General features: G+C 66.2%; 12 protein-coding genes and 1 pseudogene. 5 read left to right on the top strand and 8 right to left on the bottom strand.

Features of this window, described 5'->3' with window-relative positions:
- Positions 1 to 4: 4 nt before the first annotated feature.
- The 5 genes from G3O00_RS15645 to G3O00_RS15625 all read right to left on the bottom strand — a co-directional run bounded on the left by G3O00_RS15645 (position 5) and on the right by G3O00_RS15625 (position 7,023).
- Complete coding sequence (locus tag G3O00_RS15645) at positions 5 to 1,930, bottom strand: (Fe-S)-binding protein (protein ID WP_206143507.1); 1,926 nt, start codon at positions 1,928 to 1,930, stop codon at positions 5 to 7.
- A gap of 3 nt (positions 1,931 to 1,933) precedes the next feature.
- Positions 1,934 to 3,997: an NADH:flavin oxidoreductase gene (locus G3O00_RS15640; protein ID WP_011354182.1), complete on the bottom strand. Its 2,064-nt coding sequence runs from the start codon at positions 3,995 to 3,997 to the stop codon at positions 1,934 to 1,936.
- Between the two features lie 76 nt (positions 3,998 to 4,073).
- Positions 4,074 to 4,607, bottom strand: a complete 534-nt coding sequence (locus G3O00_RS15635; RefSeq protein WP_006488993.1) for a DUF5943 domain-containing protein — start codon at positions 4,605 to 4,607, stop codon at positions 4,074 to 4,076.
- Positions 4,608 to 4,745: 138 nt separating this feature from the next.
- On the bottom strand, positions 4,746 to 5,717 hold the full coding sequence (locus G3O00_RS15630) for a dipeptidase (RefSeq protein WP_174931264.1): 972 nt from the start codon (positions 5,715 to 5,717) through the stop codon (positions 4,746 to 4,748).
- A gap of 31 nt (positions 5,718 to 5,748) precedes the next feature.
- On the bottom strand, positions 5,749 to 7,023 hold the full coding sequence (locus G3O00_RS15625; RefSeq protein WP_011354180.1) for a serine hydroxymethyltransferase: 1,275 nt from the start codon (positions 7,021 to 7,023) through the stop codon (positions 5,749 to 5,751).
- Between the two features lie 356 nt (positions 7,024 to 7,379).
- On the opposite strand from G3O00_RS15625, the gene G3O00_RS15620 reads away from it, so the two are divergent.
- Positions 7,380 to 8,495: a GlxA family transcriptional regulator gene (locus G3O00_RS15620; protein ID WP_011354179.1), complete on the top strand. Its 1,116-nt coding sequence runs from the start codon at positions 7,380 to 7,382 to the stop codon at positions 8,493 to 8,495.
- A gap of 61 nt (positions 8,496 to 8,556) precedes the next feature.
- On the opposite strand, the gene G3O00_RS15615 is transcribed toward G3O00_RS15620, so the two are convergent.
- The gene (locus G3O00_RS15615) at positions 8,557 to 9,969 is read right to left on the bottom strand and encodes a discoidin domain-containing protein (RefSeq protein WP_206143506.1); all 1,413 of its coding nucleotides are present in this window, start codon (positions 9,967 to 9,969) and stop codon (positions 8,557 to 8,559) included.
- Between the two features lie 275 nt (positions 9,970 to 10,244).
- On the opposite strand from G3O00_RS15615, the gene G3O00_RS15610 reads away from it, so the two are divergent.
- The 4 genes and pseudogenes from G3O00_RS15610 to G3O00_RS15595 all read left to right on the top strand — a co-directional run bounded on the left by G3O00_RS15610 (position 10,245) and on the right by G3O00_RS15595 (position 14,197).
- Positions 10,245 to 11,666: a PLP-dependent aminotransferase family protein gene (locus G3O00_RS15610; protein WP_206143505.1), complete on the top strand. Its 1,422-nt coding sequence runs from the start codon at positions 10,245 to 10,247 to the stop codon at positions 11,664 to 11,666.
- Positions 11,667 to 11,938: 272 nt separating this feature from the next.
- Complete coding sequence (locus G3O00_RS15605; RefSeq protein WP_206143504.1) at positions 11,939 to 12,706, top strand: hypothetical protein; 768 nt, start codon at positions 11,939 to 11,941, stop codon at positions 12,704 to 12,706.
- Between the two features lie 177 nt (positions 12,707 to 12,883).
- Positions 12,884 to 13,003: pseudogene (locus tag G3O00_RS15600) on the top strand (EamA/RhaT family transporter); the annotation flags it as partial.
- A 171-nt stretch (positions 13,004 to 13,174) separates the two neighbouring features.
- The gene (locus G3O00_RS15595; protein ID WP_206143503.1) at positions 13,175 to 14,197 is read left to right on the top strand and encodes a class I fructose-bisphosphate aldolase; all 1,023 of its coding nucleotides are present in this window, start codon (positions 13,175 to 13,177) and stop codon (positions 14,195 to 14,197) included.
- Between the two features lie 155 nt (positions 14,198 to 14,352).
- Here the strand turns inward: G3O00_RS15595 and fdhA are convergent, their stop codons facing one another.
- Both fdhA and G3O00_RS15585 read right to left on the bottom strand, forming a co-directional pair.
- Positions 14,353 to 15,549 (bottom strand): formaldehyde dehydrogenase, glutathione-independent, encoded by a 1,197-nt coding sequence (gene fdhA, locus G3O00_RS15590; protein WP_206143502.1) that lies wholly within the window; start codon positions 15,547 to 15,549, stop codon positions 14,353 to 14,355.
- A 285-nt stretch (positions 15,550 to 15,834) separates the two neighbouring features.
- Positions 15,835 to 16,382 (bottom strand): HlyD family efflux transporter periplasmic adaptor subunit (locus G3O00_RS15585; protein WP_206143501.1); only part of this gene is annotated, 548 nt, incomplete at its 5' end.

The raw sequence follows: 16,382 nt of genomic DNA, 5'->3' as shown, positions 1-16,382 counted from the left end.
CGATTCACTCCAGCGAGGCGGCAACGAGTTCGGCCACATCGAGCACGTCGGGGCGCGGGCCCACGACGCCTTCGAGCATCGCCGTGCAGTTCGGGCAGGCAACCGCGACCACGTCCGCGCCGATCGTGCGTGCGTCGGCGATGCGGATGTCGGGAATGCGCTGCTTGCCGGGGATGTCGGTCAGCGGCGCACCGCCGCCACCGCCGCAGCAGCGGCCGCGCATGCCGTTGCGTTCCATCTCGACGACCTGGATGCCGATCGTCTTCAGCAGCTTGCGCGGCGCTTCCGTCTCGCCGTTGTAGCGGCCGAGGTAGCACGGATCGTGATACGTGGTGCGCTTGTCCTGAAGCGCTTCGACGGCCTTCGGCGCGATCTTGCCGCTGTCGGCCAGCTCCGCGAGGTAGGTCGTGTGGTGCTTGACCGTCACGCGCAGCCCGAGCGCACGGTATTCGTTGCGCAGGCTGTGCATCACGTGCGGGTCGGCCGTCACGATCTGCTTGTACGACAGCGTGCCGAGCGTGCCGATCAGGCGCTTCGCCATTTGCTGGAACGTCGCTTCGTCGCCGAGCCGGCGTGCAACGTCGCCCGTATCGGTTTCGGTCGAGCCGAGCACCGCGTAGTCCACACCCGCCTTGTTCAGCACCGTGACGAACGCGCGCAGCGTGCGCTGGTAGCGCATGTCGAACGCGCCTTCACCCGCGACGAACAGCACGTCGACCGGTTTGCCGGGTTGCGCAACCGGCGCGCTCAGGTCGACCGACCAGTCGTAGCGCGCGGCCGTGTCGTAGCCGCCCATCGTGCCCGTCTCGCGCAGGTTCGCGAGCACTTCCTGGCCCTTGCCCGGCACCGTGCCGTGCACGAGCGTGCGGTTGCGGCGCATGTCGACGATCGCGTCGACGTGCTCGATCAGCATCGGGCATTCCTGCACACATGCGCGGCAGGTCGTGCACGACCACAGCGTCTGCTCTTCGATCAGGCCCGACACGATCGGGCCGTTCGGCTCGCCGCGATGCTGGCCGACCGCGAGACCCGGCGACGGGCTGCCCGCGTAGGCCGCATCGGTGCCGCCCGCCATCCCGACGACCAGATCCTGGATCAGCTTCTTCGGGTTCAGCGGCTGGCCCGACGCGAACGCGGGGCACGCGGCTTCGCACTTGCCGCACTGCACGCATGCGTCGAAGCTCAGCAGCTGGTTCCAGCGGAATTCGACCGGCTTCTCGACGCCGTACTCCTGATGCTCGATGTCCGGCAGCTTCAGTGCGGTCGGCGGCGTGGCCGTGCCGTTGCCGGTGAACGATTCGCGGGTGGCCGCGAAGCGCTCCTGGCGCGGGTGGAAGGCCAGGTGCAGGAGACCTGCGATCGCATGCTTCATCGGGCCGCCCTTCGCAGCGCCGACCGTCATCGTGAAGGCACCGACGCCGATCAGCACGGCGCAGAGCACCGCGAACGCACCCGACATCGCACCGGTCGGCACCAGCATGAACAGCACGAGGCCGAGCGCGAACGAGCCGAGCAGCCAGGGCAGCGTATTCCACGGGCCGCGCGACAGGCGTGCCGGCACGTCCTTCGCCGCACGCCGGCGCCACACGAACACCGCGCCGACCAGCATCGCGAGTGCCGACAGGAAGATCAGCTTGTCGAGCCACGGCGAGTAGATCGCGAGGCCGTAGTTGATGAACACCAGTGCGAGCGCGCCGATCGCGCCGCCGGCCGTCGCGACGTGCGTCTTCGCGATGTACGGATCACGGGCGACTACATGGTGCAGGTCGACGAAGTAGCGCTTCGGGATCGCGAACAGGTTCGCGACGCCGAACGAGCCCGGCGCGGTGGCCCGGCCCAAACGCCAGTAGGACGAGCGCTTCGCGACCGCGAACGCGAGCCCCGCCACCGACAGCCACAACAGGGCGGTAATGAGGAAGGACGGATTCATTGTTTAGAAATCCTTCACGAGACGCAGCGAGTCGTAGATCGCACCGTGGACGTTGTGCATCGAGATGCAGTCGCCGACACGGAACAGCAGGAAACGGCCGTTGCCGAGTTCTTCCGACAGGCACGGTTGCGGCTCGGCCGCGAACAGCGTGTGCGGATCGATCTGGCCGCGGTTCACCGATTCCGGCTTGAGCTTCCAGTACAGCTCGTCGTTCGGCGACGAACCGTTCTCGATCACCACCTGATCGACCGCGCGCTCTTCCAGCTCTTCCGTGTACTCGTTGCGCAGCACGGCGATCAGCTTGCCGTCCTCTTCATAGACGCGATCGAGCATCGTGTTCGGCGTCGGGATCACGCCGAATGCGTACAGGCGGCGATAGAAGATCGGGAACGTCGTGCCGCCGCAATCGTCGGCCACCTTCACGTCCGGCGTGACGACCTCGACCTTCGAGCCGCGGCTCGCCATGAAGTCGGCCACGCCCGCGCCGGCATGCGTGCTCACGCCGTCGAACAGCAGCACGTTCTGCTTCGGCTCGACCTTGCCGGTCAGGATGTCCCACGAGCTGACGGCCAGACCCTCGGCCACGCCCCAGCCCGGCACCTGCCACGTGAAGCTCGACCCGCCCGTCGCGAGCACGACGATGTCCGGCTTCTCGGCCATGATCATCTTCTCGTCGGCGGCCACGCCAAGCCGGCGGTCGACGCCCAGGCGCTTCGTTTCCATGTCGAACCAGCGGATGATCCCCGACATCTGTTCGCGTTGCGGCGCCTTCGCGGCGATCATCACCTGGCCGCCCACTTCGGCGTTCTTCTCGAACAGCACCACATCGTGGCCGCGCAGCTTCGCGACGCGCGCCGCTTCGAGGCCCGCCGGGCCCGCGCCGACCACCACGACCTTGCGCTTCGGGCCGCGCGACTTCTCGATGATGTGCGGCATCGTCGATTCGCGCGACGTCGCCGCGTTCTGGATGCACAGCACGTCGAGGCCGTTGTACTGGCGGTCGATGCAGTAGTTCGCGCCGACGCACTGCTTGATTTCATCTTCGCGGCCGTCGCGGATCTTGATCACCATGTGCGGATCGGCGATCTGCGCGCGCGTCATGCCGACGAGGTCGATCATGCCGGTCGCGAGCAGGCGCTCGGCCTGGCCCGCATCGCGGATGCTCTGTGCGTGCATCACCGGGATCTTCACGACCGACTTGATGCCGGCCGCGAGGTGCACGAACGGCTCCGGCGGCAGCGCCATCGGCGGCATGCAGTTGGCGATCGTGTTGTGCGTGTCGCCGCCCGAGCCGACCACGCTCAGGTAGTCGATCAGGCCCGTCTCCGACATCGCTTGCGCGATTTCCTTCAGCGCTTCGTGATCGAGGCCGTCCTCGTGGAATTCGTCGCCGCACATGCGCAGGCCGACGCAGAAATCCTTGCCCACCGCCTCGCGCACGGCCGTCAGCACCTCGATACCGAAGCGCAGCCGGTTCTCCAGGCTGCCGCCCCATTCGTCGGTGCGGTGGTTCGACCGCTTGCTCCAGAACTGGTCGATCAGGTGCTGGTGGGCGGCGGAAATTTCGATGCCGTCCATGCCGGCCGCCTTCACACGCTTCGCCGCGGCCGCGAAATCGCCGATGATGCGGCGGATTTCCTCGATCTCGATGATCTTCGCGTTGCCGCGGTGCACGGGTTCGCGCACGCCCGACGGCGACATCAGGTGCGGCCAGTGCTCGCCGTGGAACGACGAGCGGCGGCCCATGTGCGTCGCCTGGATCATGATCTTCGCGCCGTGCTTGTGCATCGTGTCGGCGAGGCGCGTGAGCGGATCGATGATCTTGTCGGTCGACAGGTTCACCGATTTCCACCAGCCTTGCGGGCTGTCGATCGACACCGGGCTCGACCCGCCGCAGATCGCGAGGCCCACGCCGCCCTTCGCCTTTTCTTCGTAATAGCGGATATAGCGGTCGCCCGGCAGGCCGCCCGGCTCGGCATACACCTCCGCATGCGCGGTGCTGACGATCCGGTTGCGCAGCGTCAGCTGGTTCAGCTGCATGGGTTTGAACAGGTGGGGATAACGCATCGCTGGCGACCTCTGGCGTTCGAATGTCTCGTGTTGCGGGTGTTGTTGTGTTTCGGTGAATCAGTGCGTCAGGGCATCAGTGCGCGATCGGCGACACTTCGAAGACGCAGTGGTCGTGATGCTCTGCCGCGCACTGCACCTCTTTCGACTGCGCACGCGGCGCGCCCTTGCCTTCCGGCGTCGTATCGTTGACCCAGTCCATCGCGCCGGCGAACCAGCCCGCGAACATGTAGCAGAGCTTGCCTTCCTTGCCCGGCTGCTGGAGCACGAACGACGAGTGGCGCAGCTCGATCTTCGCGCGCGCGCTGGCCGGATCGGCCTCGATGATCGAGAACAGGCCCCAGCCGCGCTGCGACAGGCGCTTCAGGTAGTGTTCGAACACGGCCATGCCGGTCAGGCCGTGCAGCTTCGCTTCCTTGTCGCACCAGTGGTAAGCGGACTTGTAGCCGGCCTTGTACAGGATCTCGGCATACGCTTCGACGCCGAGCGCTTCCTCGACGGCGACGTGGTTGTTCGTGAAGAAGTGGCGCGGCACGTACAGCATCGGCAGCGCGTCGGTGGTCCAGACGCCGGTATCGGGATCGACGTTGATCGGCAGTTGCGGTTGCATCGTGTGACTCCGTGAGGAAAGTGGCCGCGCGGCTCAGTGCGCAGGCGCGACATCGTCCGCGCGCCCGTGCGGCTCGCACGGGCACGTCCCGATTTCTTTTAATGTTGAATCGCTGAGGGGGTTCGGCGTTCGCGGCGCTTATGCGCCCCACACGTCCTTGAACACGCGCACCCAGTTCTCGCCCATGATCTTGCGGATACGCGACTCCTTCCAGCCGTGGCGCTCCATCGCGGCCGTCAGGTTCGGGAATTCGCCGATCGTGCGGATGCCGTCCGGGTTGATCACCTTGCCGAAGTTCGTCAGCTGGCGATAGCGGCCCTTGTCATGCGTCAGCATGTCGAAGAATTCCTTCGCGAAATCCTGCGTGAAGTCCGTACCGATGCCGACCGCGTCTTCACCGATCAGGTTCACGACGTAGTCGATCGCCTCGATGTAGTCGTCGATGTTCGCTTCGATACCGCGCTTGAGGAACGGCGCGAACATCGTCACGCCGACGAAGCCGCCCGCATCGGCGATCTCTTTCAGTTGCTCGTCGCTCTTGTTGCGCGGATGCTCCTTCAGCCCCGACGGCAGGCAGTGCGAGTAGCACACCGGCTTCTTCGAGAACGCGATCGCTTCCGACGACGTGTTGCCGCCCACGTGCGACAGGTCGACCATGATGCCGACGCGGTTCATCTCGGTGATCACTTCGCGGCCGAAGTCCGACAGCCCGCCGTCGCGCTCGTAGCAGCCGGTGCCGACCAGGTTCTGCGTGTTGTAGCAAAGCTGCACGACGCGCACGCCCATGTCGGCGAACGCTTCGATGTAGCCGATGTTGTCCTCGAACGCATGCGCGTTCTGGAAACCGAGGATCACGCCGGTCTTGTCTTCCTTCTTCGCGCGGAAGATGTCTTCCGTCGTGCGCACCAGCGTCAGCAGCTCGCTGTTGTCGCGGATCTTCTTCTTCATCACGCCGATGTTGTCGACGGTCTTGGTGAAGTTCTCCCACACCGACACCGTGCAGTTCGCGGCGGTGATGCCGCCCTTGCGCATGTCTTCGAACACCGGCTTCTCGAACTTCGAGATGTTCAGCCCGTCGATGATGATGCTGTCTTGATGCAGCGTGCTCATGTGTTGCTCCAGTATTGTCGGGTCGGGGGGATCAATAGATCGGGAAACGTTCGCACAATGCGAAGATCTCGCGGCGCACGCGCTGTTCGGTCGCGTGGTCGCCTTCCGGGTTCGCGCGCAGCGCGTCGAACACCTCGAGGATCAGGCGGCCCACCTCGCGGAATTCCGCGACGCCGAAGCCGCGCGTCGTGCCGGCCGGCGTGCCGAGGCGGATGCCCGACGTGACGGTCGGCTTCTCGGTGTCGAACGGAATGCCGTTCTTGTTGCAGGTGATGCCCGCACGCTCCAGCGCCTGTTCGACCGGCGCGCCCTTCAGGCCCTTCGGCCGCAGGTCGACCAGCAGCAGGTGGTTGTCGGTGCCGCCCGTGACGAGATCGACGCCGCCCGCCTTCAGTACTTCACCCAGTGCCTGCGCGTTCGCGAGGACGTTGTCGATGTAGGTCTTGAAGTCCGCCTGCAGCACTTCGCCGAACGCGACGGCCTTGCCGGCGATCACGTGCATCAGCGGGCCGCCCTGCAGGCCGGGGAACACGGCCGAGTTGATCTTCTTCGCGATGTCCTCGTCGTTGGTCAGCACGAAGCCGCCGCGCGGGCCGCGCAGCGTCTTGTGGGTCGTCGACGTGACGACGTGCGCATGCTCGACCGGATTTGCGTGGCGGCCCGCGGCGATCACGCCGGCGATGTGCGCCATGTCGACCATCAGCTTCGCGCCGACGCTGTCGGCGATCGCACGGAAGCGCGCGAAGTCGAGCGCACGCGGGTAGGCCGAGAAGCCGGCAATGATCAGGTTCGGCTTGTGCTCGTGCGCGAGCGCCTCGACCTGGTCGTAGTCGATCAGCATCGTGTCGCGGTTCACGCCGTACTGGACCGCGTTGAACCACTTGCCCGACAGCGCCGGCTTCGCGCCGTGCGTCAGGTGGCCGCCGGCGTCGAGCGACATGCCGAGCACCGTGTCGCCCGGCTTGGCCAGCGCGAGCATCACCGAGCCGTTCGCCTGCGCACCCGAGTGCGGCTGCACGTTCGCATAGCCGGCATTGAAGATCTGCTTGACGCGATCGATTGCCAGCGCCTCGACTTCATCCGCGAACTCGCAGCCGCCGTAGTAGCGCTTGCCGGGATAGCCTTCCGCGTACTTGTTGGTCAGCACCGAGCCCTGCGCCTCGAGCACGGCGCGCGACACGATGTTTTCCGACGCGATCAGCTCGACCTGCGACTGCTGGCGCTCGAGTTCCTTCAGGATGGCGCTGCGCACCGGCGCGTCGCGCTCGGCAAGGGGCTGCGAGAAGAAAGGCTGGGTGTTCGACATAGTGCGTCCGTGACGAAGAATAAGGGGCTGAAACCGAAGCTCAAGGCCCGCCCTGCCTGGGTTTCCCGCTCGTCCCGTACAAGGCTGCCGACGGCTCTATTCTTGTCGTTCGGATTTTCGGCGGATTGATGAATTTAGACGCGTTCTTTGCCTTTTCCGCCATCCGCGTCCGTTTTATACAAGTGACCGGTCGTGCTTTTTCGGATGACCAAGCAAATGGCCTCCGGCATTTCACCTATGAACAGGCACGCCGGCGGTGCGATTGCCGCCCGGTCGGGGTGCAGCACATCACGAATTCGGTGCAGTGCAGCATGCGGCTTTCAGCCATACAACGTATGGAGCTAGGGTTTAGCCGTATGGCACGCTTGTTGCGCTGGCTCACACAATACCGCTGCCCGATCCGTGCCTCGGGCGAAAAGCTATTAGAGATTCTAGGAACGCTCCCCATGTCGCCCGACCGCACAGCGTCGCTGTCCCACTTCGCGTTCATGCCGTTACCGAATTTCACGATGATCGCGTTCACCAATGCGATCGAGGTGCTTCGGATGGCGAACTACCTGAGCGGCCAGCCGCTCTACCGCTGGTCGGTCATCAGCCCGGACGGCGGCCCGGTTACCGCGAGCAACGGCCTGACGGTCGACACCGGCCCGGCCGAATGCGTCGGGCAGCCCGACATCGTATTCGTGTGCGGCGGCGTCGACGTGCAGCGTGCGACCACGCCCGCCCATCTGTCGACGCTGCGCCGCTTCGCGCGCGCAGGCATCCCGCTCGGCAGCCTGTGCACGGGCACCTATGCGCTCGCGAAGTCGGGGCTGCTCGCGGGCTACGCGTGTGCAATCCACTGGGAGAACATGTCGGCGCTGAAGGAAGAGTTTCCGGACACGCGCTTCCTGAAGGAACTGTTCGTGATCGACCGCGACCGCATCACGTGCACGGGTGGCGTCGCGCCGCTCGACATGATGCTGAACCTGATCGCCGCGCGCGTGGGCACCGCGCGCGTCACGCAGATCGCCGAGCAGTTCATCGTCGAACACGTGCGCGATACGAGCGCGCAGCAACGCATGCCGCTCGTCGCGCGCCTCGGCTCCGCGAACAAGTCGCTGTTCGAAGTGATCTCGCTGATGGAGAACAACATCGAGGAGCCGCTGTCGCGCGAGGAGCTCGCGCGGCTCGCGAACATGTCGCAGCGACAACTGCAGCGCCTGTTCCGCGAACACCTCGGCATGACGCCGACGCACTACTACCTGACGCTGCGGCTGCGCCGCGCGCGCGAACTGCTGCTGCAGACCGACATGTCGATCATGCACATCACGATGGCGTGCGGCTTCCAGTCGGCATGCCATTTCAGCAAGAGCTATCGCGACGCGTTCGGCGTCGCGCCGACCCGCGAGCGCCGCAAGCAGGTCGCGCCGCTTGCGCAGGGTGCGGCGAGTGCCGGCCCCGCCTTCCCGGCGCATGTGCTGCATGCGTGAGCTGCGCGTCGATTGACGCATGAAAAAAAAGCGACCTCGACGGTCGCTTTTTTCTTGGCGCTTACGATCCCCACACCTGCATTTCGTCGAGCGAATAACCCCACTGCGTTGCGCGCTTCGTGCCGTACATTCGCACGTAGCGGCCATGCCCGTTCAGGTTCGGCAGCGTCACGTGGCCGTACGACACGCCGTTGTTCGTCGAGTAGATCGTCGTCCAGTTCACGTTGTCGTTCGACGTCTGGATCTGGTACACGAGCGCGCCCGCATCCCAGTAGAGATCGATGCTGTTGATGGTCTTCGTCGCACCGAGATCCACGGAGATCCATTGCGGATCGACGCCCGCGCCTTCCGGCGAATCCCAGCGCGTGCTCGTGGTGTTGCCGTCGAACGCCTTGTCGGGCGTGAGCGATGCGTTGTAGCTCGCCGACGCGGCCGCCGGGTGCCCCTGCGACAGCAGCGTCGGCTGTGCGGCAGCCGGGCCGCCGTAGTAGCTCGACCCGAGCTTGGCCTTCGTCGTGTCGGCATTCATGCCGAACTGCGACAGGCTCCAGCGCTGGCCGGTCGTCACGTCGCCGACGTAGAGCTGGTAGCCGCCCGCCGTCGTCGACGAGAAGAACAGGTAGTTCGTGCCGCTCACCGGCGCGGGATCGGAGTTGTTGCTGATGCAGTCGTTGAGCGCCAACTGATTCGGCGTCGATGCCGGGTCCGCGGTCTTCGAGTAGATCTGGTCGAGCTGGCTCGTGTCCTTCCAGCGCGCGTAGAACACCGTGCCGTCCGCACGCACGATCGGATAGTAGGTCTGCAGGCCCGCCGAATTATCGAACACGGCCGTAGCGCCGGTCGCGAGCGTGCGCTTCATCAGGCCCATGTTCGCGCCGGTGCCGCTCGCGTAGTAGACGGCACTCGCGTCCGGCGCAAGGAACGGCATCGAGTACTCGGCGCCCGCTGGTGCATTGGTCAGGCTCACGACCGACGTGAACACCGGGCCTGCGCTCGTGTACGACAGCGTGGCCTGCTTGACGTCGCCGTTCTGCTTGAACACGAGCGTCTTGCCGTCCGCGCTGAATTTCGGGTCCTCGTTGCGCGTGGCGCCCGTGCTGTTCGTCATGTTGATCGGCGCATTGCCGGTGCCGAGCTGCAGCATGAACACGTTCCATGCGCCGTTGCTGATGCCCATGAATGCGAGCCACTTGCCATCGGGACTGAACACGCCGTTCATCGGATCGGTGATGCCCCACGTGCTCTTGCTCAGTTGCGTCAGCGTATGGGCCGAGAAGTCGTACAGGAACAACTGGCTCGTGCCGTCGCCGTACTTGACGTAGCTGTGATAGACGAGCTTGCCGGTCAATGCGGCGGGGAACGTCGTGTTGGATTGCGTCGGTGGATTGCTGATGCAGGCGGCCTGCGCGGCGCCGCCGAACAGGTTGAGGGCAACGCCGGCCACGAGGCCCGCGACGAGAGTATTCGATTTCACGCTGAAGGTTTCCGGTTAGGGTCATGACACCGCTGACTAGACCTCGCACGCCCAGGCGTACGGGCCACGGATCAGCCGGCGGACAGCGTGAATTCCGTATCGGTCAATGTCGGGAACGAAGATTGCTCGAGGGACGAAAGCATGCCAGCGAGTCGCGCCGAAAAACAGGATCAGAGCCCGTGAAAAACAAGCGGATCACGGGATAACGAGGCTGTCGCGCAGCGCGCGCCGTGCTACTCTTTTTTCGGCACAAAGCTGCTCGACTTGAGGCACGCATGAAGCGTTATGCGATGCTCGCCCGGACGATTTCCGAGTCGATCCGGCGTGGAGATCTGGCCCCCGGTGCGCGCATCCCGACCGTGCGTGCCGCGTGCCGCGCATATGGCGTGAGCCCGTCCACCGTGTTTCGCGCGTACTACGCGCTCGAAAGCGAGGGCCTGATCGTCGCGCGCGCACGGTCCGGATATTTCGTTGCGAACCTCGAAGACAAGCACGTGCGGTTCGGCCATGAACCGCCGCGCAAACCGGCTGCCCCGCCAGCGGGCAACGGCGATACGTTGTTCCGGCTGCTCGACTCGCTCAAATACGACACCATCGTTCCGCTCGGCTCGGCCTTCGCCAGCTATTCGCTGTTCCCGATGAGCAGCCTGTGGCGCGCGATGGCGTCGGCCGCTCGCAACATGGATCGCACGGCCCTGCTGGCCGGCGCGCCGCCCGGCCATGACGGGCTGCGTCGGCAGATCGCGCTGCGCTACCTGAATGCGGGCGCGGCGTTGCCGATGGACGAGATCGTCATCACGACCGGCGCGCTCGAAGCGCTGACGCTCAGCCTGCAGGCACTGACGCGCCCCGGCGACATCGTCGCGATCGAGCGCCCCGCGTTTCATGCGGTCCTGGAGGCTGTGCAGCGCCTGCACCTGAAGGCCGTCGAGATTCCGGTCGACCCGCGCACCGGCCTCGATCTCGACGCGCTCGAGAAAGCACTCGACACGCATCCGGTGCGCGCCTGCTGGTTCATGACGTCGTTCCACAACCCGACCGGCGCGACACTGACCGACGCGCGCAAGCGCGCGCTGATCGACCTGCTCGCGGCACGCAACGTGCCGTTGATCGAAGACGACGTGTATGGCGAGCTGCATTTCGGGACGGTCCCCACGCGCCCCGCCAAGCTGTATGACGACAGCGGGCTCGTCCTGCATTGCGGCTCGTTCTCGAAATGCCTCGCGCCCGGGTTCCGGATCGGCTGGGTCGCGGCCGGACGCTACGTGCGGCAAATTCGTCAGGCAAAGGGCGCGAGCGCGCCCGCGGCCGACGTGCCCGCGCAGATGGCGATTTCGAGCTACCTGCGCGACGGCGCGTACGACCGCTTCCTGCGCAAGCTGCGGCGCAATCTCGCTGCGCACCAGGCGCAGATGCTGGCGGCCGTGCGCGCGTATTTCCCCGCCGGCACCGAAGTGTTCACGCCGCTCGGCGGGTATTTCCTGTGGATCGAACTGCCGCCGCGCGTGGATACGATGCACCTGTTCGGCGATGCGATGGAAAGCGGCGTCAGCATCGCGCCGGGGCCGCTCTTTTCCGCGACCGGCGGATTCCGCCGCTATCTTCGACTCAATTACGGCCGGCCGTGGACGCCGGCGGTCGAGCATGCGATGCAGACCATCGGGACGCTCGCAGCGCGGCAGCGACAGAACGGATAGTGCGGATAGTGCGGATCTGACGAATCGCGGCCGCCCGCTTGCGCCTTGCGTTTCACGCGTCGGCGACCAAAAATGAAGCGGTAGGCCACCACGGACGAACGTGTTCCGCGCACCCGACGTCATGGAGAACTTCATGAGCACCGCATGCGAACGACCGTCGACGATGCACGCTCCGCCGGATTCCGGCACGAGTCGGTCGGCTGCCTTGCCGGCAAGGATCATGACGACCGGCAAGCATTCGCCGCGTTGACGGCACCCGTCCGCTTCCTGCGATGCGAGTCCTGCCCAACCGCACCCTGCGCGCGCGCGATGACTGGCGCGCGATCCTGAACGCGCGCGCCGAAGCCCGGCGCACTGCCAGCTTCCAGTGCAAGGAATGCGGCTTCGTGGCCTTCCGTGCGCTCGAGCACTGCCCCGTCTGCGGCCGGTGGAACTGGCCGTTCGATCCGATCAGCCTGAAATCGAACGACACGCATGCTCCGCACTCCTTTCATACGTGGTCGTCGCGCATCGCACGTGCGCTTCGCAACGCGGCATTCCATCGGCCGCGCGCATCGAGCGCGCCGATCCTGAGCATCCTGACACTCGTGCTGCTGGTCGGCGGCTATGTGGTGGTCGACCGGACATGCAAGGCCGATCCGGTCTGTCGCGGTTCGAACGGTTCGAATGGTTCGAATAGTTCGGGCATTACGGCGAGTCATGCCGCCCTGTACGCGTCGAACGATCCCGTGCCGCCCGTCTTGCCGGCACCCGTCTATCCGTTTCATTTGACTGACGGAACTCAGGTGGCCTCCACTCGACACAGTCGCCCCGATGTCGCCGAATCCGCCGGCCGGACTGAAGTCGCGCAAGCAGCGCCGGCCATGCGCGCCCCCGACCGGTCGCACACCGCCGCCACGGTTCGCGTGGCGGACTGGAAAGGCAGTCGCAGTGCCGCGCATCGCTCGCACGCCATTCGCCGCGTGAGCATGCACACCGCGCATGCGCAACGCGCCGCCGCCGGCAGTACGCAAATCGCGCAGCTCTATCGCGGCCACTGAGCACGCAGGAACAATCCGGCCACTCGCGTCCGTCGATTCATTTTCCTGAACCGCCCGTCACAAAACCTCGTTTGCGTCGCGACTCACGCGTGACATTCAATGGGTCATTCGCCCGTGCCGGCGCATATCGCGTATCGCGTTCCGGCCGGCCGCCCGATCCACCGAACGGAGTCGTCGATGAATGCACTACAGCTCGTGACCCTTGCTGCCATCCGGGGCGCGTCGTTCCTGGTCATGCGCATGGGCGCGCCGGACTTCGGCGTCGTCCCGCTGATCGCGCTGCGCGCGTCTAACGCCAGCCCCGGCACGGACGATGCCACCCGAGCGCGTGCCGATCAGGCACGGCACGCGCCTTGCGTTCTGGCCGGTGCGCGACAAAGAATGAAATCGGAAGGCGACGTAACGATGTGACGAAGTGAACAGCGGGCGGTCGACACGGCCGCGTGGCGGTTTCAGCGGAGGAATTCCATGAGCACCGAGAGCGCACTCCAGGCGACGATCCAGGCACTCGTTCAGGACGGCAAAGGCTTGCTGGCAGCCGACGAAAGCGGGCCGACCATCGCGAAGCGCTTCAAGACAATCGCGGTCGAATCGACCGAAGAGAACCGCCGCGCATGGCGCACGCTGTTGCTGTCGACGCCGGGCCTCGGTGAATTCGTCAGCGGCGTGATCCTGTATGAAGAGACGCTCGGGCAATGTGCGGACGATGGCACGCCGTTGCCCGAACTCGCCGCTCGCCAGCAGATCGTGCCCGGCATCAAGGTCGACGCGGGCAAGATTCCGCTTGCGCTCGCGCCCGGCGACGAAATCACGCAAGGGCTCGACGGGCTGGCGGCGCGCCTCGACGGCTACCAGCGGCAAGGCGCGCGGTTCGCGAAATGGCGCGCGGTGTACAACGTGTCCGCCACGCTGCCGGGCCATGCGGCGATCGAAGCAAACGCCGAAGCGCTGGCGCGCTATGCGGCGATCTGCCAGGAGGCCGGCGTCGTGCCGATCGTCGAGCCGGAAGTGCTGATGGACGGCGATCACTCGATCGGCCGCTGCGCGCAGGTGACCGACGCCGTGCTGCACGCCGTGTTCGACGCGCTGCACCGGCACCGGGTCGTGCTGGCGCACATGTTGCTCAAACCGAGCATGGTCGTCGCGGGCAGCACGCACACCGCCCAGCCGGCCCCTGCCGAAGTCGCCGAGGCGACGGTGCGCCTGTTGCGCAGCGCCGTGCCGGCCGAAGTGCCTGGCATCTTCTTCCTGTCCGGCGGGCAGACGCCGGAGGAAGCGACGGCGCATCTCGACGCGATGAATCGCGTTGCCGGGCGGCCGTGGCTGCTGAGCTTTTCATATGGACGCGCGCTGCAGGAACCGCCGCTGGCCGCGTGGCAGGGACAGGCGGCCAACGTACGCGCCGCGCAGGATGCGCTGCTGCTGCGCGCACGCCTGAACGGTGCGGCCTGCCGCGGCGAGTACGACGCCGCGATGGAGCGCACCCCGTGAACGGAGCCGGGCGAATGTCGCCCGGTCGATCGTCCACGCGCGAGCTTCTCGCCCGGCGCTATCGCGCGCACTGAGTGCGCACCTCCCGAACGCACAAGGGGCCGAGGCGCTTGAACGCCCCGGCCCCTTTGATTGCCGCGCGATGGTCGGTCGCGTTACGCGGCCAGCAACCCGTGCGGATCGATGACGAATTTACGCGGCGCGCCGCCGTCGAACTTCTTGTAGCCTTCCGGCGCCTGGTCGAGCGAGATCACTTCGACGTTGACGATCTTCGCGATCGGCAGCCGGTCGAACAGGATCGCCTGCATCAGGTTGCGGTTGTACTTCAGCACCGGCGTCTGGCCCGTGAAGAACGAGTGCGACTTCGCCCAGCCGAGGCCGAAGCGGATGCTCAGGCTGCCGTGCTGCGCGGCCTTGTCCTTCGCGCCCGGATCGTCCGTCACGTACAGGCCCGGGATGCCGATCGCGCCGGCCGGCCGCGTGATTTCCATCAGCGAGTTCAGCACCGTCGCGGGCGCCTCCTCCGCATGGCCCGACGAACCGTGGCCGTGCGCCTCGAAGCCGACGCAGTCGACCGCGCAGTCGATCTCGGGCACGCCGAGGATCTGCTCGATCTGCTCGCCGAGCGAGGCGTCCTTGGACAGGTCGACCGTCTCGAAGCCCATCGCGCGTGCGTGCGCAAGGCGTTCCGCGTTCATGTCGCCGACGATCGTCACGGCCGCGCCGAGCAGGCGCGCCGATGCGGCCGCCGCCATCCCGACCGGGCCCGCGCCCGCGATATAGACCGTCGAGCCCGGCTTCACGCCCGCGCTCACCGCACCGTGATAACCGGTCGGCAGAATGTCGGACAGGCAGGTCAGATCGCGGATCTTCGACATCGCCTGATCACGATCGGGGAATTTCAGCAGGTTGAAATCCGCGTACGGCACCAGCACGTACTCGGCCTGGCCACCGATCCAGCCGCCCATGTCGACGTAACCGTACGCGCCACCCGCACGCGACGGGTTCACGTTCAGGCACACGCCCGTATGCGTGTCCTTGCACATCGCACAGCGGCCGCACGCCACGTTGAACGGCACCGACACGAGATCGCCGAGCTTCAGCGTCTCGACGTCGCGGCCGATCTCGACCACCTCGCCCGTGATCTCGTGACCGAGCACGAGGCCGACCGGCGCGGTCGTGCGACCGCGCACCATGTGCTGGTCGGAACCGCAGATGTTCGTGCTGACCACTTTGAGGATCACGCCGTGGCCGATCGCACGGCCGCTCGGATCGACCATCTTCGGATAATCGATTTTCTGGACTTCGACCTGACCCGGTCCAAGATAGACGACACCTCGATTGCTGCTCATCGTATTGTCTCCATGTCTCGTTGGATGGCGCCGCGGCGCGCCGGCTCATGCGGCACACGCGCAACGTGCTGTTCGAGAGTAGTCCCGGAGGCAGGGGCGCCGACGTCTCAAACGCGACACGCGTTTGAACAGCGCCGACATCGATGGCGGAAATGCGAAAGTCGGGCGGGAAACGACGGGAGGGTTCGGCGCGCGGCGTAACGCGCCCGGGGGCGCTGGCGCGCGCCGTGATGCGCCGCACGGCGGGCCGGTCGTGACGACCGGCCGCCCTCTCTCGGGCTGGCGTTACCCGCCCTGATTGTCGCGGATGATCGCGGCAGCGGCGCTTTCCGCTTCGCTCGCGACGCCGTCGTGCACGCGCGTGCTGACGGCCGGCGTCGGCGGCTCGCTGTCGAGCGCGTGGCCGTTGCGGTCGTGCGTGTCGACCGTCGCGCGCATCGACAGCCCGACGCGCAGCGGATGCGCAGCGAGATCGCGCGCATCGAGCGCGATCACGACCGGCACGCGCTGCACGACCTTGATCCAGTTGCCGGCCGCGTTCTGCGACGGCAGCATCGAGAACGCGCTGCCCGTGCCCGCGGAGAAACCCTGCACGCGGCCGCGATAGCTCACGCGCGAGCCGTACAGATCCGACACGACCTCGACCGGCTGCCCGACGCGCATGTGGCGAATCTGCCCTTCCTTGAAATTCGCCTCGATCCACAGCTGGTTGAGCTGCACGATCGACATCAGCGGCACGCCGGGCCCGACCTGCTGGCCGACCTGCACCGAACGCTGCCCGATCGTGCCGTCGACGGGCGCGACGATCGTCGTGCGTTTCAGGTTCCGGTACA

It is taken from the genome of Burkholderia sp. Ac-20384 (genome assembly GCF_017104605.1).
Lineage (GTDB): Bacteria > Pseudomonadota > Gammaproteobacteria > Burkholderiales > Burkholderiaceae > Burkholderia > Burkholderia lata.
The sequence above is the reverse complement of the archived record's forward strand: the minus strand, read 5'-3'. Positions and strand labels throughout refer to the sequence as shown.

Coding starts and splice junctions, on each gene's coding strand:
- fdhA (WP_206143502.1), bottom strand. CDS start 15,549: ATGAGCAGCAATCGAGGTGTCGTCTATCTTGGACCGGGTCAGGTCGAA.
- G3O00_RS15610 (WP_206143505.1), top strand. CDS start 10,245: ATGAAGCGTTATGCGATGCTCGCCCGGACGATTTCCGAGTCGATCCGG.
- G3O00_RS15635 (WP_006488993.1), bottom strand. CDS start 4,607: ATGCAACCGCAACTGCCGATCAACGTCGATCCCGATACCGGCGTCTGG.
- G3O00_RS15625 (WP_011354180.1), bottom strand. CDS start 7,023: ATGTCGAACACCCAGCCTTTCTTCTCGCAGCCCCTTGCCGAGCGCGAC.
- G3O00_RS15620 (WP_011354179.1), top strand. CDS start 7,380: ATGGCACGCTTGTTGCGCTGGCTCACACAATACCGCTGCCCGATCCGT.
- G3O00_RS15595 (WP_206143503.1), top strand. CDS start 13,175: ATGAGCACCGAGAGCGCACTCCAGGCGACGATCCAGGCACTCGTTCAG.
- G3O00_RS15630 (WP_174931264.1), bottom strand. CDS start 5,717: ATGAGCACGCTGCATCAAGACAGCATCATCATCGACGGGCTGAACATC.
- G3O00_RS15640 (WP_011354182.1), bottom strand. CDS start 3,997: ATGCGTTATCCCCACCTGTTCAAACCCATGCAGCTGAACCAGCTGACG.
- G3O00_RS15605 (WP_206143504.1), top strand. CDS start 11,939: ATGCGAGTCCTGCCCAACCGCACCCTGCGCGCGCGCGATGACTGGCGC.
- G3O00_RS15645 (WP_206143507.1), bottom strand. CDS start 1,930: ATGAATCCGTCCTTCCTCATTACCGCCCTGTTGTGGCTGTCGGTGGCG.